This window comes from Emticicia soli (assembly GCF_037860775.1).
Lineage (GTDB): Bacteria > Bacteroidota > Bacteroidia > Cytophagales > Spirosomataceae > Emticicia > Emticicia soli.
In genome coordinates, this window is record NZ_JBBEWC010000003.1 from 31,748 (window position 1) to 48,423 (window position 16,676).

Annotated in this window: 10 protein-coding genes; 6 read left to right on the plus strand and 4 right to left on the minus strand. The window is 39.8% G+C overall.

The window, feature by feature from the left end:
• The first annotated feature begins 123 nt into the window (after positions 1–123).
• On the plus strand, positions 124–2,976 hold the full coding sequence (locus WAE64_RS03710; protein WP_340234758.1) for a M16 family metallopeptidase: 2,853 nt from the start codon (positions 124–126) through the stop codon (positions 2,974–2,976).
• Between the two features lie 100 nt (positions 2,977–3,076).
• Here WAE64_RS03710 and WAE64_RS03715 read toward each other — a convergent pair whose 3' ends face one another.
• Both WAE64_RS03715 and WAE64_RS03720 read right to left on the minus strand, forming a co-directional pair.
• Positions 3,077–3,718 carry a TetR/AcrR family transcriptional regulator gene (locus WAE64_RS03715; RefSeq protein ID WP_340234760.1) on the minus strand — a complete coding sequence of 214 codons (642 nt, stop codon included), beginning with the start codon at positions 3,716–3,718 and terminating at the stop codon, positions 3,077–3,079.
• Positions 3,719–3,823: 105 nt separating this feature from the next.
• Positions 3,824–5,065 carry a PQQ-dependent sugar dehydrogenase gene (locus tag WAE64_RS03720; RefSeq protein WP_340234762.1) on the minus strand — a complete coding sequence of 414 codons (1,242 nt, stop codon included), beginning with the start codon at positions 5,063–5,065 and terminating at the stop codon, positions 3,824–3,826.
• A gap of 260 nt (positions 5,066–5,325) precedes the next feature.
• Between WAE64_RS03720 and WAE64_RS03725 the strand changes: the two genes are divergently transcribed.
• Both WAE64_RS03725 and WAE64_RS03730 read left to right on the plus strand, forming a co-directional pair.
• Entirely contained in the window at positions 5,326–5,670 is a 345-nt protein-coding gene (locus tag WAE64_RS03725; protein WP_340234764.1) for a hypothetical protein, read from the plus strand.
• A 224-nt stretch (positions 5,671–5,894) separates the two neighbouring features.
• On the plus strand, positions 5,895–8,918 hold the full coding sequence (locus tag WAE64_RS03730) for a PVC-type heme-binding CxxCH protein (RefSeq protein WP_340234768.1): 3,024 nt from the start codon (positions 5,895–5,897) through the stop codon (positions 8,916–8,918).
• 45 nt (positions 8,919–8,963) lie between these two features.
• On the opposite strand, the gene WAE64_RS03735 is transcribed toward WAE64_RS03730, so the two are convergent.
• Positions 8,964–9,767 carry an HpcH/HpaI aldolase family protein gene (locus WAE64_RS03735; protein WP_340234771.1) on the minus strand — a complete coding sequence of 268 codons (804 nt, stop codon included), beginning with the start codon at positions 9,765–9,767 and terminating at the stop codon, positions 8,964–8,966.
• A 48-nt stretch (positions 9,768–9,815) separates the two neighbouring features.
• Entirely contained in the window at positions 9,816–10,271 is a 456-nt protein-coding gene (smpB, locus tag WAE64_RS03740; protein ID WP_340234773.1) for an SsrA-binding protein SmpB, read from the minus strand.
• An 858-nt stretch (positions 10,272–11,129) separates the two neighbouring features.
• Here smpB and hflX point away from each other — a divergent pair.
• From hflX to WAE64_RS03755, 3 genes are all read left to right on the plus strand, one after another.
• Entirely contained in the window at positions 11,130–12,365 is a 1,236-nt protein-coding gene (gene hflX, locus WAE64_RS03745) for a GTPase HflX (RefSeq protein ID WP_340234775.1), read from the plus strand.
• Positions 12,366–12,463: 98 nt separating this feature from the next.
• The gene (rnr, locus tag WAE64_RS03750) at positions 12,464–14,875 is read left to right on the plus strand and encodes a ribonuclease R (protein WP_340234777.1); all 2,412 of its coding nucleotides are present in this window, start codon (positions 12,464–12,466) and stop codon (positions 14,873–14,875) included.
• Position 14,876: 1 nt separating this feature from the next.
• Positions 14,877–16,667 carry an acyl-CoA dehydrogenase gene (locus WAE64_RS03755; protein ID WP_340234779.1) on the plus strand — a complete coding sequence of 597 codons (1,791 nt, stop codon included), beginning with the start codon at positions 14,877–14,879 and terminating at the stop codon, positions 16,665–16,667.
• The last annotated feature ends 9 nt before the right edge of the window (positions 16,668–16,676 follow it).

The window sequence follows — 16,676 nt, forward strand, 5'->3', positions numbered from 1 at the left end:
AATTATTTGTTTGAGTTATTTCGTTTTAACAAAATTAAAGCGAGAAAATAAGCATAAGTTAAAGACTTATGCTTATTTTGGCGTTTATTAGTATGTAAATATTCCTTAATACACCTCAAAATTATGTTAAAAACCTACCGAAATTTACCGTTCAGGCAAATTGCTATTACTTTGCTTGTGGGGCTTTTCTTGTTTGGTGGCGATGCTTTTGCCCAGAAAAAAGAAAAGAAAAAAAAGAAGAAAAAAGGCGATGTTTCGGCCGTAGCACCCGTGATTCCGGATCCGGTGAAAGTTACCTCAGTAGAAGGTATTACAGAATATCTGTTAGGTAATGGTTTAAGAGTATTGATGTTTCCTGATGCATCAAAGCAGACCATTACAGTAAACATTACTTATTTGGTTGGTTCACGCCACGAGGGTTATGGCGAAACAGGTATGGCTCACTTACTAGAGCACATGGTGTTTAAAGGCTCAACCAAACACCCGAATATTCCGCAGGAGCTAACCGACCACGGCGCTCGCCCGAACGGTACTACATGGCTTGACCGTACCAATTATTTTGAAACTTTCTCGGCTACAGAAGAAAACCTTAAATGGGCTTTAGACTTAGAGGCCGACCGTATGGTAAATTCATTCATCAAAAAAGAAGACCTTGAAAAAGAGTTTTCGGTAGTAAGAAATGAGTTTGAAATGGGGGAAAATGACCCTGAAAGCGTATTGAGCGAAAGAGTAATTGCAACAGCCTATTTGTGGCATAACTATGGTAACTCTACTATTGGTTCACGCGAAGACATTGAGCGTGTGCCTATCGAAAATCTACAGGCATTCTATAAAAAATATTATCAGCCAGATAACGCTGTTTTGTTGGTAGCCGGAAAGATTGACGAGGCAAGTACACTTAAATTGATAAACGAATATTTTGGTGCTATTCCTCGCCCGACACGTGTATTACAACCTACTTATACAGTTGAACCTGTGCAAGACGGTGAGCGTTCGGTAGTATTACGTCGTGTAGGCGATGTACAGGCCGTTGGTGCAGCTTACCATATATGTGGCAATGCTCACCCAGATTACCCTGCATTAGACATTCTTCAAGGTATTCTTACCAGTGAACCTTCAGGTACAATTTATAAAGCATTGGTTGAAACCAAAAAAGCTTCGGGTCAATATGCTTATTCGTTCACAAACAAAGACCCTACGTTCTTGTATTTTGGTGCTTCAGTACTAAAAGATAAAGATTTAGAAGATGCTAAAAAGACCCTGTTGGCTACGCTAGATGCCGTACCAACGATGCAAATTACCAAAGAAGACGTAGAGCGTGCGAAAAACGAAGTATTGAAAAACCTTGAACTGACTTTACGCAATTCTGAGAGAACAGGTATGCAGTTAAGTGAGTACATTGGCGCAGGCGACTGGCGTTTGGTGTATATCTATCGTGATGCTATCGAGAAGGTAAAACCGGAAGATGTGGTGCGTGTAGCGAAATTTTATTTCAAGCCATCTAACCGTACGGTTGGTACTTTCATACCGGAAGAAGCACCTGACCGTGTAAGAGTACCTGAATCACCGAATGTTGATGAACTGGTTAAAAACTACAAAGGCCGTGCTGTAATAGCACAAGGCGAAGTATTTGACCCGTCGCCGGCTAATATTGAAAGCCGCACAAAACGTGGACAAGAACCTAATGGTTTAGAGTATGCTTTGTTACAAAAATCGACACGTGGTAATACTGTAAGAGCTAATATTACGCTAAGAATTGGTGACGAGCAAAGTTTGCAAAACAAACAAACGATTGCCTCGTTTACTGCTTCAATGTTGAATAAAGGAACTAAAAACCTGACACGTCAACAAATTAAAGATACGCTCGATAAACTTAAATCACAGGTATTTGTTGGTGGTGGCGGTAACTCAATTGTTATAAATATCGAATCAAGCAAAGATAATTTACCTAAGGCTTTGGCTGTGGTAAACGATATTCTGAAAAATCCGACATTTGATAGCAACGAGTTTGAGAAACTAAGACAAGAAAGCATTGCACAGATAGAAGCACAAAAAAGCGACCCACAAGGCCTAGCATTTACGGCATTCCAACGTACAATGAACCCATATCCGAAAAGTGATGTGCGCTATGTAGGTACGCTTGATGAGCAATTAGAAAATGCAAAAAATGTGAAGCTGGAAGATGTAAAGAAATTCTATACTGATTTCTATGGTGCTTCTGCAGCTACAATTTCGGTAGTAGGTGATTTTGATGAACCAACTGTTAAAAACATTATCAGCACGTCGTTCGGTACCTGGAAAAGCCCGATTCCGTTCAAGCGTATTAAGGCAGTTTACCAGGAAATTGCACCAAGTGCCAATGCTATCAAAACGCCAGATAAAGCAAATGCACTGTTTTTGGCTGGTGTAAACTTGCCATTACAAGATACTGATGTTGATTACCCTGCGCTTATCTTGGGTAACTATATGTTAGGCGGTGGCTTCCTGAGCTCACGTCTGGCTGTAAGAATCCGTCAGAAAGAGGGTATCAGCTATGGTGTAGGTTCGCAGCTATCAGGTGCGCCATTTGATAAGTCAGGTAGTTTCATGACTTACGCTATCTATGCCCCTGAAAACGCCGAAAAACTTGAAAAAGCTTTCTACGAAGAGATGGAGAAAGTAGTTACAGAAGGCTTTACAGAAGAAGAGCTAAAAGCCGCTAAAACAGGTTGGTTACAAAGCCGTAGTGTATCTCGTTCGCAAGATAACGAGTTATCAAGCCGCTTGAACAACTACTTGTATTACGACAGAACTTTGGCTTTTGATGCAGACTTCGAGAAAAAAGTAGAAGCTTTAACGGCAGCACAGGTTAATGCAGCTATGAAGAAGCATGTTGACCCTAAGAAAATCACAATCGTAAAAGCAGGCGATTTCGATAAAAAAGCAGCAACCGGTACAGGCTCAGCAGCTGGGGTATCAGGCAGCGGAAAGAATTAATATTTGTAGGGTGAACTAAGTTCACCTACCATATATTTCTTTAGTAGTAAAAACGAACAGAGGCTTTGGAAACATAGCCTCTGTTTGTTTTTATATCAGGTTATAGATAGTTGTTTGTCTGTTTTATGGCTAATAACTCTTTGTACTCATTAAGTCCCTTTTCAGTCAGGTAAGGTACAATTAGTGTAAAAGCTGTATTAAGATATGTGGGTAGTTTATCTTCTTCTTGGCCTTCATACAAGATTTCGGCACTTGCCAGCCAGAAATCGCCGATAATAAAAAGTTGATTGAAAAAGTTTTCGTATTGCCCTTCAATAATATCTGGTTTTAAAAATCCTGCCTGTATACCTGCTTCAATGCTTATCTTGAAAAATACCCTACGGCTTCTTATCAGGTTACGGTGTTTGTGCTTGAGGTTTTCATTTCTGCGTGTAAGACTCGTGAAATCTTGTATGATAAATTTATATTTATAAAGTTTCCCGAAAACAAAGGCACAAAGCTTATAAAATGCTTGCAGATTTATATCTGTAAGTACTGCGGGTTCGCCAAGTACAAAGTTCATTTCTTCTATCAATTGTTCATAAAGGGTTTCGGCAATGGCATCGGTATTCGGAAAGTGATAACACAAATTACCATGACTCATGCCGAGTTCTTTGGCAATTTGCCGAACCGTAACCGCATCAACTCCGTGTTGATTAAATAATTGTAGCGATGTTTGAAGAATCCTTTGTTTAGTGGTCATGAAGAATCAAGAAAATTTTAGCGAAGATACAAAAAACCTCAATTAGAACAAGTGTTCTAATTGAGGTTTTGATCTGAATAAATCTCCGTATGTTTTATTCAAAAACTATTTCTTATCTATTCTGTATAATCTGCCTTCGTCGGTAACGGCATATAAAGCACCATCAGCGCCTTGAGCAATATCACGGAAACGTTGTTTTTCCGTTGCTAACAGACGTTCTTCTCCTGTTACTTTATTGTTTTCAATTACTAATCGTGCGATATGTTGAGAACTCAAACAAGCAAGAAACAAATTGTTTTTCCACTCGGGTACACCGTTACCTGTGTAGAAAGTCATACCACTGGCTGACACAACAGGGTCCCAATAATACACTGGTTGCTCGAGCCCCTCTTTTTGTTGAATGCCATCGCCAATCACGCCACCTTTGTACTCAATACCATAGGTAATAGTTGGCCATCCGTAGTTTTTTCCGGTTTGAATAATATTCACTTCATCGCCACCTCTAGGGCCAAATTCATTTTCCCATAATTCGCCCGTTGTTGGGTGCAATGCCAGCCCTTGCACGTTTCTGTTACCATAAGCATAAATTTCAGGTTTACTGTCGGCCTTTCCTACAAAAGGGTTACCACTTGCCGCTTGACCGTCTTTCGTAATTTTTAATATTTTACCCAATGCCGAGTTTAATTGCTGTGCCTGCGGTCTGGTTTCGAGGTCAGAGCGTTCTCCGGTACTTACAAACAAATCACCGTTTTTATCAAATACAATTCTTCCGCCAAAATGTTTGTCTCCATCATAGGCAGGCAAGGCTCTGTAAATAACTTTAGCGCCTTCAATTCTTTTCTCATCGGCCGATAGTTTTCCTTTGGCTACGGCGGTCAGGTTACCATTAGAGAGTTTTTCAGAGAAAACCCAGTAAATCATGCGGTTGATTTTAAAATCAGGGTCGATAGTTAAACCCAGTAAGCCACCTTGGCCTTTATCATCTACTTTCGGCACACCCGTTATTGCATCGCTCAATGTGCCTGAGGCTGTGGCAATGCGCATTGTGCCTTCTTTTTCTGTAATAAGCAAGCGGCCATCAGGTAGCCCTACAATTCCCCAAGGTTTTTTCAGGTCTTTAGACAGAATTGTTCCTTGGTAAGGCGTTTGTGTTTGCACGGCTGCTATCCTTGTTTGTCCGGCAAATGCCGGTTTATAGTCGGTATTAGGTTTTTCGGTTTCTACCGAAGCTGCCGTTGAGATGCTATCTCCGTCGGCAGTAGTTTCGGGTGCTTTGTTCGAACTGTTTTTGCATGAAGAGAGGCCAAGCAGTACAATTGCAAGGCTAGCAAGAATTTCTTTTTTCATTGTTGTGTTATTATTTGTGTGATTAATTTATATCTATCTCTAAAATTTAATGCCAGCTAATAGAAAGCATACATTTAAGACGATTAGAGTTTATAACTAAATTGAACATATGAAAGTTTTCAAGTATTATCTGATTAGACTGTAGTAGTAGACTGATAGCTGTCTTTAGTTTTGAAACTTTTTTTAAAGATTTCAATTAGAACATTTGTTCTAATTGAAATCTGCTAGTACATTTGTTCTAAATTTCAACGATTACTCAAATGACGGCCAAAACAAATAAATCGTATCTGGTTTTAATAAGAAATATAGGTATTACTATCTGTACAGCATCTTTTATTGCATACATAAATTTTAATGTTGAGAATGGGTACTATTCTATGTCAGTGATTGCATTATCAAGTTTTCTTATTGGTTTTCTTGAGCCTCGCAGAGGTTGGATTCTAGCTTTAGTACAAGGAGCTATTGTGCTTGGTTTTTATTTAATTAAACCAATAAAACCAGTGAGCGAAGACCTGGCTATGTTTGCGTCATATCTAACTCTGGGAATTTCATTGGTATTTGGTTTTGTGGCAGGCGGATTAGGAAGACTATTTGAAAAAAAATAAGGCATAACATATTAAAATGTGTATTTATAAGGGCTAGGAATAGCCCTTTTTTTGTGCTTTAGTGTATATAAAAAAATAGGCAGGGGCGTAAGAGACAGATTGAAATTCAGTAGTGACAATAATTTATACTATCGTAACCCAAAATTCTGATTTCTATCTACACATATAAGAACTTAATTTTTATTAATTTACCGACAGACTCTAACATCCTGAATATTGCTTCTATGCGTTACCTTTCTCTCATTCCGCTATTATTGCTTTTTTCATGTCAGCAACAATCAAAGCAGGTATTATCTGCCGAGCACCAGAAGGCACTTGAGTCACTGTCGGTGATGGATGGCTTTAAAGTTGAAATGGTAGCCGCTGAACCATTGGTTGCTGACCCCGTAGCAATGGAGGTAGACGAAGACGGAAATATGTATGTAGTTGAAATGCACGGCTATCCGCTTGATTTGAGCAACAGCGGAAAAATAAAACTGCTTAAAGATACCAATAACGATGGTCTGCCTGATACAAGCATTGTATTTGCTGATAGCCTTAAATTACCCACAGGTATAATGCGTTGGAAAAACGGCTTTCTCGTTACCGATACTCCCGACGTAATTTATCTCGAAGACACCAACAACGATGGCAAGGCAGATATTAGAAAAGTAATGCTAACAGGCTTTGCGCTTTCAAATCCCCAGCATAACCTCAACACCCCGCGTTTTGAATTAGACAACTGGATTTATCTGGCACACGAGGCCGTAGTTACGCCTTTTGTGTATAAAAAAGAATTTGGTGACGAAGGCCGAAACATTCATTTTCCTGATAGACCTAATGGACAGCAATTAGGCAAAAATGCCAATGGCCGTGCTGTAAGATTTAAGCCAGATAGTTATGAAGTAGAAGAAGTATCGGGCGAAACACAGTTTGGCCATACAATTGATGCCTGGGGGCACCGATTGTACACCAGCAATGCCGACCACCTGTTTCATGAAGTATTGGCTAGTCAGTATCAGAAAAACAACCCGAATTTACTACTCTCAAATGCTAGTCAGGATATTTCTGACCACGGCAATGCTGCGGAGATTTACCCGATTACCGAAAATCCCAACCACCAATTATTGACTGACGTTGGCGTAATAACTTCTTCTTGTGGAGTTACATGGTATCTGGGTGGAGCGTTCGGTGATAAGTTTAAAGATGTAACCTTTGTGGGTGAGCCGGTTCATAACCTTGTGCATGCAGATGTGATTAAGCAAGCAGGTGCAAGCTTTACAGCTAGTCGACTGAACGAAAAATCGGAGTTTTTGGCATCAAAAGATGATTGGTTTCGCCCAGTGAATTTCTATGTTGGGCCTGATGGTGCTTTATATATGATTGATTATTACCGCCAGATTGTTGAGCATCCCGAATGGATGTCAGACGAAATCAATCAGTCGGGTGCTTTGTATAATGGCACAGATAAGGGTCGAATTTATCGGGTTGTTCCTAAAGATGGTTTAGCTATGGATTGGCTTGGTAAACTGAACCTCTCAAAGCAATCTGATGCTGAGTTGGTAAAATTACTTGAAAACGAAAATATCTGGTATCGCCGCACCGCACAAAGACTATTGTTACAACGCCAGGCAAAAGGAATAGCAAATAATTTAAGAGATATTATCGGTAAAAGTAGTTTGCCCGAAGCCAAAGTTCATGCTTTATGGTTGTTAGATGGCCTGAAAAGCATCGAAGTACAGGATATTCTTGAAGCCTTTCGTGATGAAGAAGCGGGAGTGAGAGAAAACGGTATCAGAGTCGCCGAAAATTATATCAATCAATTGCCCGCTAAACCCGATGCTGAAAAACTGAAAAAAGAGCTGATTAGCTTGCAGAATGATGGTAACAGTAAAGTAAGATTTCAGTTGTTAAATACGCTAGGATTCGTGAAAATACATGAGTCAGAACAGGCTCGTTTGGCTATTCTGAAAAGAGATTTTCATGATAAATGGGCTGGTATTGCTTGTATTGCCTCGTTTGCAGGTAAAGAAAATCAGGTATTTGATTTTGCCGTAAAAGAATTGGCCAAAGAGAAATCAGACGAAACGGCTGAGTTTTTCTCTAATATAGGCGCCACTATTGCCAACAGTGCTAATAAAGAAGTTTTTGCGGCTGTGCTTACACAGGTAAGTGCAACAGGTGAAGATACCAGCAGCGATTGGTGGAAAGCGGCAACTTTGAGCGGTATTTCTAAGCTATGGCATTATAAAGGTATTACGGTTCAATTGGCTGATGCTGATAAAGAACGCTTGTTGTTGGCGTTTTCGGATAAAAGTTCGCCTGAGTTCAGAGGTGCTTGTTTAGATTTGCTAGATGCAACAGGCTTGCCTAAAAGCAGTAGCGCAACTGCAAAAATAAAGGAAGCCAAAGAAATATTAGGCGATAAGGGAAGAGACGAAAAGCTACGAGCCGATGCAGTAAAACTGCTTTCTATTGCCAATTCAAATGCCTACAAAAAAGATTTTCTACAACTATTAAGCACAAAAGAGCCTGAAATAGTGCAGGCCAGAATACTAAGAACGCTAAGCAAAGTTGGAGATAAATCAACCTGGGATTTCTTGTTGAAAGAGTTCAAGACATTTTCGGTACCGATTCAGCAACGAGTAGTGGAATTGTTTATGGCAAAGCCTGAAAGGATTCCCTTATTGCTAACAGCACTTGAAGAAAAAAGAATCGATAAGGCGGCGATAGGCTGGCGCCAGATGGTTGACCTCATGAATTACGAAGAAACCAATATTCGTGCATTTGCCCGTAAGGTATTGGCTGTAAACGAAGACCGCAAGGCTGTTTTACAGACTTATCTGAAAGCATTGGATATGAAAGGTGTGCAAGCTAACGGAAAACAAGTGTTTGAGAAAAACTGTGCTACCTGCCACCAGATTGAGGGTGTAAACGGAATAAACTTTGGCCCTAATCTGTCAACACTAAGAAGCCGCAACGCTAATTCGATTCTGACCGAGATTATTAATCCGAATAATTCGATTGCTGATAAATATGATTTCTGGACCTTGACTTTTAAAAACGGTAATGCAATGGGCGGCCTGATAATACAGGAAAACTCAAATGTGATTACGCTCAGAGAAGTAGGAGGGAAAGAGAGTGTGATTCAGAAAAAAGATATTGCTAAAATGGTGAAGGCGGAGAGTTCTATTATGCCTAATGGCTTAGAAAACGCCATTAGTGTAAAAGAAATGGCCGATTTAATAGCCTTTATACAAAACAAATAGGAGAGTGGTTGCTCTCCTATTTATAATTAGATGTATGCTATAATTTTAAGCGTAAGGATTACTTACGTTCTTCGGTGCGCTGGTTTCTTTATTATTAAAACGTTTTACGGCATCAACAGCCCCATGTTTAAGTAAAGTGGTATCGCTGGCTGCTGTTACAAATCTAAAACCCATTTCCGACATTTTTATAGCTGCCTCAGGCGAAGGACATTGGATTCCGGCAATGATGTTGTTTTTTGCACAGGCGTTCAGTACTTTCTCAAAAGCTTTCAGTAGTTCAATATCATCAAAATCGCCTTGACGAGGGCGGCGCATTGATATACTTAAATCCCAGGGGCCTACATACAGGCCAGTCATGGTAGCAGTTTTGGCAATATCGTCTACATTTTTTAATGCTTCTGCTGTTTCAATCATCGACATTGTTACTATTTCCTCTGCTGATTTCTCGAAATAGCCCTCACCACCATATACACTCGCTCTTACAGGGCCAAAACTTCTGTAGCCATGTGGTACATATCGGCATGCACCTACAAAACTTTCCGACTCTTCACGGGTGTTAATCATAGGGCATATAATGCCATAAGCACCCATATCAAGCATTTTCATGTGTGTAGCGGGGTCATTCCATTGAACTCTCACTAAAGGCACAGTATCAGTAGTAGAAATAGCTTGCAACATGGTCAGAATCGTCATGTGGTCGCTTGCCAGCCCATGCTGTGCGTCAATAGTCATGGCATCAAAGCCCGAATGAGCCAGAACTTCGGCTGTCCATGACGACGGAATCGTTACCCAGGCATTTACTACGGTTTTATCTTCTTTCCAGAGTTGTTTCAATCGGTTAGGGCGCATCTGTTTTGTAAGTTTTTGTGGTTAATACTGGCTTGGTGCAAGTAAATACTATTCGTCTCTCATGCGTTCACGAGAAACATCTCTTTCTTTAATGCTCTCACGCTTATCATAGAGTTTTTTACCTTTTGCCAGCGCGATTTCTAATTTAGCTAATCCGCCATCATTAATAAACAAGCGTGTCGGAATCACCGTTAAACCTTTATCTGTCAGTTTATTATCAAGGCGTTTCAATTCTCTTTTCTTTAATAAGAGTTTTCTGTCACGCAGCGGCTCGTGGTTATAGTGTGTGCCTTGGTCGTATTTAGATATATTCAGGTTTTTTACAAACAGCTCACCATCTACAAAAAAACAATAGGCATCGGTCATATTAAATTTATTCATCCGAATCGACTTAATCTCTGTGCCTGTCAATACCATTCCCGCATCATATTTCTCCAGGAAGAAATACTCAAACCCTGCTTTTTTATTAAATACATCAATCTTTTTTGCAATTTTCTCTTTCATATGCTTTTAAACTATTGAGTAGAGTATATATAGTATACTCTTATAAACTGAACTTTGTTATAACAAATGCACTAAATGCGAAGCGCTTTGTTGGTAAAAGTTTAATGAGTAATACAAATTTAAGAATAAAAAAAATCCCTGCCTCAAAAATAGTGACAGGGATTCCGACTTACGTGCTTTCCTAATAATCCATGTATAAGCTCTATCTGGATTCGATTCCAAGTGAGAAATTTCAAAATCATAATGAAATCTCTCTGAGCAAAGTTAAATAGTTTTGTGATACTCAAATAATCCTCACTTTCCGCATGCAATTCCTCAAATTGTGTATCTGTATTTAAACTTTGCGGGTACTCCGGTTAAGTAGCGCAATTTATGATATAAAACATGAAAACGCAATTAAAATAGAAATTTTCTTAAAGGAACACCCAATAAAATAACTGTTTTACTTTTTTTCATGCTTAGTAACGCTGAAATTAACATTCTAAAACTATGCCAAGTTTATTGTTTTATTTATTAAGGGGATATATTTTTTTGCAAATAATTGATAGTCAATAAATTATTTTTGTATCCCTTTATTATACGTACTTCAAATCTGTGCGTAAATTTATTCAAAAAAAAATGTAATTAATTTATTTTTTTTTGTTATATTTATATACTTGCCAAAAAAAGCCCGTTTTTTTGGCAAAAACAAAGGTAAACAGGAAAAAGTCGCTTACTCTTCTCCACTTTCGGCTTTTCTGTATTGCTTTTAAGTAAGATACTCTATGGAATATAATCTGCTCAGAACGTGTAATTTAGGGTAGAAACTTTTCATATAGTTTAGTAGTTATTTTTAAGGAAATCAAATATTAGTTAAAATTGCTTAATTCACCCATTTTTTCTACTGCAAAACATCAGGAAACCGCTGTATTGGTTGGTTTGATTACGCAGAAACAAAACGCTGAGCGTACGTACGACTACCTCAACGAATTAGAGTTTTTGGCTACCACAGCCGGAGTTGTTACTAAAAAAACATTTGTACAAAGGCTGGATAGAGCCGACCAGAAAACGTTTGTCGGTAAAGGTAAACTTGAAGAAATTGAAACCTGGATTATCGACAATCCGGTTGATACGATAATTTTTGACGACGACCTAACGCCTTCTCAGGTACGTAACCTAGAGGCGGCTTTTAAGGATATAAAGATTCTTGACAGAAGTTTATTAATTCTGAATATTTTCTCGCAACGTGCCAGAACAGACCAGGCCAAGCGGCAGGTAGAGCTGGCGCAATACCAGTATTTGCTTCCTCGCCTTACCCGTATGTGGTCTCACTTAAGCCGCCAGAAAGGGGGTATTGGTATGCGTGGTCCGGGAGAAAAAGAATTAGAAACCGATAAACGGATTGTGCAGGATAGAATTGCTTTTCTGAAAGATAAATTAGATAAGATAGATAAGCAAAGTGTTACTCGTCGTAAAGAACGTAGCCGCTTGGTGCGTGTTGCTTTGGTAGGTTATACCAACGTGGGCAAATCTACTTTGATGCGCCGACTGGCAAAAGCCGAGGTATTTGCCGAAAACAAATTATTTGCCACTATCGACTCTACTGTTAGAAAGGTAGTATTAGGAAATATTCCATTTCTATTGACCGATACAGTAGGGTTTATCAGAAAACTACCTACAACGCTTATTGAATCGTTTAAATCTACCTTAGATGAAATTCGTGAAGCCGATGTCTTGATTCATGTAGTAGATATTTCGCATCCTGCTTTTGAAGAGCAGATTGAGGTAGTAAACTCAACATTGGCCGAAATCGGTGCTGCTGAGAAACCTACCGTGTTGGTATTTAATAAGCTAGACCTCTTTAAACCTGAGTCGGAAGAGAACCTTGATGAGCATCTGGAAACAATAACAGAAGATGACTTGCAACGGAATCTGGAAAAATTGAAAAAGAGTTATCTGACTAAAAACACCGAGAATGTGGTGTTTGTCTCGGCTGAGCACAAAGAAAATATCAGCGAGTTGCGTGATATTCTCTTAGATAAAGTTCAGAAAAAACATTTTAAGATTTATCCAAACTGGGACCCTACGCTTAATCCGATGTATGAGTGGCAGTAAACCAGATTATTATAGACACACAACTTGATTACCATCATTCAACCAAACTAAATAATAAAATTTATAACAGGCGGATAATGAATTCGCCACACAACAAAATGGCAAAGAATAAACATCAATCATATTATGACCAACAAAAGGCCGAGATTCTGGCTTTTTTGTCGGTTAATACCACACAACCTTATACACTGCAAGATCTTTTTCAGCATTATGATGTGCGCAATAAGCAGGAAAAACAGCTTTTTGGTATGGTAATAGAAGACTTGCAGCAAGAAGGTAAGATATATGAGGTAGAAAAAGGAAAATACACTGTCGATGCCGAAGCTAATGCGGTTGTTGGTCGTCTCGACCACGTCAATCAACGCTTTGGTTTTATCAGACATGAAGAAGGCAAACCCGATATATGGGTAAGTGCCGACGACCTGAATGGCGCCATAGATGGCGATTTAGTAAAAGTAGCAACATTCGGAGAGTTTTACCGCAAAGGCGATAACCCCGAAGGAAAAGTAATAGAAATTTTAGAGAGAGGAAGGAGTGAGATAGTAGGAAAAGTACAGGTATTTGGCAACTATGCCCTTGTAAAACCCGACCACAAAAGCCTGCACGAAGATATTTTTATTCCGAAAGATAAAATTAATGGGGCTACTAAAAATGACCTCGTTATTGTAAAAATTCATTCGTATCCTACCAATACCCAACAGGCAGTAGGCGAAATAATAGAAATTTTAGGTAAAGCAGGTGAAAATAACGCTGAAATGCACGCCATTTTAGCAGAGTTTGGCTTGCCTATCAGATTCCCGAAAGAAATTGAAGAAGAAGCTGAGGGAATTTCGGAGGCTATCGAAGAGGCAGAAATTAAAAAAAGAAGAGATTTCAGAGATATTCTTACTTTTACGATTGACCCTCATGATGCCAAAGATTTTGACGATGCACTGAGTTTCAAAGAGCTAGAGAACGGAAACTACGAAATAGGTGTACATATTGCTGACGTAACGCATTATGTAAAACCAAATACAAGATTAGAAGAAGAGGCTCTGAATCGTGCTACTTCGGTCTATCTGGTAGATAGAACAATTCCGATGTTACCAGAGAAACTATCAAATAACCTTTGTTCGCTTCGCCCAAATGAAGATAAACTTACGTTTTCGGCAGTTTTTGAAATGAGCCACGATGGACGTGTAGTAGGAGAGTGGTTTGGCCGTACGGTAATTCATTCTGACAAAAGGTTTACCTACGAAGAGGCACAGGAGATTCTGGAAATAGAAGACGAGCAGGTATGGACAGATGAAATAACATCAAAATACGGTAAGCCTTTACATACGCTTAATCATATTGCAAAAATTCTGAAAAAAGAACGTTTCAAAAAAGGAGCTATCAACTTTGAAACCAATGAGGTAAAATTCAGATTAGATGAGAAAGGCAAGCCGCTTGGCGTAGTACTGAAAATCAGAAAAGACTCGCATAAATTGATTGAAGAATTTATGCTATTGGCCAATAAAAAAGTGGCTGAGTTTGTCTTTAATTTGGGCAAAAAGAAAGGTAAAGAAAAAGAGGGCGAAGAACAAGAGAGCGGCAATACGATGGTATATCGCACGCACGAACCACCAAATCCGGAAAAATTGCAGAATTTTGCCAATTTTGCCGCACGTCTTGGTTTTACTATTAAAACTGATTCGGAGAAAGGGCTATCGACTACCATGAATAAAATGATGGAAGAGGTAGAAGGTACAGGCGTGCAAAATGTGCTGGAGCAACTGGCCGTAAGAACCATGTCTAAGGCACGCTATACAACTGAGCCGCTTGGGCACTTTGGTCTGGCTTTTGAGCATTATAGCCACTTTACGTCTCCAATCCGTCGTTATCCTGACATGATGGCGCACCGCTTGTTGCAAAATTACCTTGATAAGAAAAAAGCCCCAAGTCTGGAAGAATACGAAAAGAAATCGAAGCATTCGTCAGACCGTGAGAAACTGGCTGCTGAAGCAGAACGTGCCTCAATTAAATATAAGCAAGTGGAGTACATGAGTATGCAAGACCACCAGACTATTTTTGATGGGGTTGTAACAGGTGTAACCGACTTCGGAATTTTTGTTGAAATTACAAGCACCAGTTGCGAAGGCATGGTACGTCTGGCTGATTTGAACGATGATTTCTATGAATTAGATAAAGAGAATTTCAGAATTGTAGGTAAACGCACCGGACGAATCATTACTTTTGGCGAGGCTGTAAAAGTACGTGTAAAAGCTACTGACCTTGAGCGCCGAAGCATGGACTTAGAACTGGTAGGCGTAGCTGGAAAAGCCTTTAAATCATCGTCAGGCATGACTTCTAAATCGAGAAGAGGTTCATCTAACGGGCGTGGCGGAAGAGGTGCTTCATCAAGAAGCGATGGAGGTAGAGGCGGCTCATCAAGGAGTGATGGAGGTAGAAGTGGTTCAAAAAGAAGTTCTACGAGTAGTTCAGATAAAAGCAGTTCGAACAAAGATAAAGGCAAACGAAGAAGAAGATAGTATGTTTTTTTCAAAGCGAGATATTCAGTTTAACCTATATGAAGTGCTTCATAGCGAAGCACTTACGCAATATCCATACTTTCAGGACCATAATCGTGAATCGTTCGATATGGTGCTGGATGCCGCCCAGCAGATAGCCGAAAAAATGCTGTATCCGCTCCTGACACAAATGGACCGTAAAGAGCCGCAGTTAGTAGATGGTAAGATAAGGGTACACCCCGGCATGAAACCAATTGTAAAGCAATTCGGGCAAGATGGCTGGATTAACGCTGGTTTCTCGTATGATGAAGGCGGACAACAACTCCCTGCAACAATACTTAATGCAGCAGGTTTTATCTTTCAGACTGCCAATTATTCGGCAAGTGTTTTTCCGTTTCTAACAACCGGAGCCGCTAATCTGATTCGTAGCTTTGGTTCTAAGGCTTTAATAGAGACCTTTACCCCAAAAATGTATTCCGGCGAGTGGCAAGGCACTATGGCGCTAACCGAACCTAATGCCGGAAGTTCATTATCTGATATTACAACACTGGCAGAGCCTACCGAACAAGAGGGTGTTTATAAACTAAAAGGACAGAAAATATTTATCTCGTGCGGAGACCATGATGCCTGCGATAATGTAGTGCACCTGATGCTGGCTAAAATCAAAGGAGCACCGCTGGGTGCAAAGGGTATTTCTTTGTTTGTAGTACCTCAGCAAAGGCTTGATAAAGATGGCGAATTGACACCTAACGATGTAATTACTGCCGGTGTGTATCATAAAATGGGCTACAAAGGCGCGCCTATTGCGCATCTGATGGTTGGCTCAAACGATGATTGTGAGGGCTATCTGGTAGGTGAACCGCATAAAGGCTTGGGTTATATGTTTCAGATGATGAACGAAGCCCGCATAGGTGTTGGTTTAAATGCGGTTTCTATTGGTACGGCAGCTTATCAGGCTTCTTTGGCTTATGCAAAAGAGCGCCCACAAGGTCGAAAAATTTCGGAGAAAGACCCTACTAAACCTCAGACAAACATCATTAACCATGCTGATGTGAAGCGGATGTTGCTTTTCCAGAAAGCTGTTACCGAAGGCGCTTTTGCTTTATTGATGTATTGTAGTAAGCTGGCAGATATTGCACATGTAGCCGAAGGCGAAACCAAAGAAAGAGCACAGTTATTATTAGACTTACTAACGCCTATTGCCAAATCGTATCCGTCTGAAATGTGTTGCTTATCTACAAGTGCCGCAGTTCAGATTCTGGGTGGTGCGGGTTATACAACCGATTTTCCGGTAGAGCAATATTATCGTGAGGCACGTATCCACCCGATACACGAAGGTACTACGGCCATACATGGGCTTGATTTACTGGGTCGAAAAATTACAATACATCAGGGCAAAGCCGCACAGATTTTCTTTGAAGAAGTAAGAAAAACGCTTGCAGAAGCTTTAGAAATAAGCGAATTAAAGCCTTTGGCTGAGCAATTACAAAAAACTTTGGGCAAAGCTCAGCAGGTTACAGCACATTTGCTGGGTTTGGCACAAAAAGGCGAAATCGAAAAATATTTATCTGATGCTACACTATATCTGGAGTTGTTTGGCGTCATTACCATTGGCTGGCAGTGGCTTAAGCAAGCAATTATTGCTCAACAAAGCCTTGCTCAAGCCCATGCTGCAGACCATGATTTTTATCAGGGGAAAGTAATGACGGCTCGTTATTTTTATGAATACGAACTCGTAAAAGCCGATTCATTAATGAAACGCCTTTTAAGTGCAGACCAGGTAACTATAGATATGCAAAGCGAATGGTTCTAAGCATAGTTT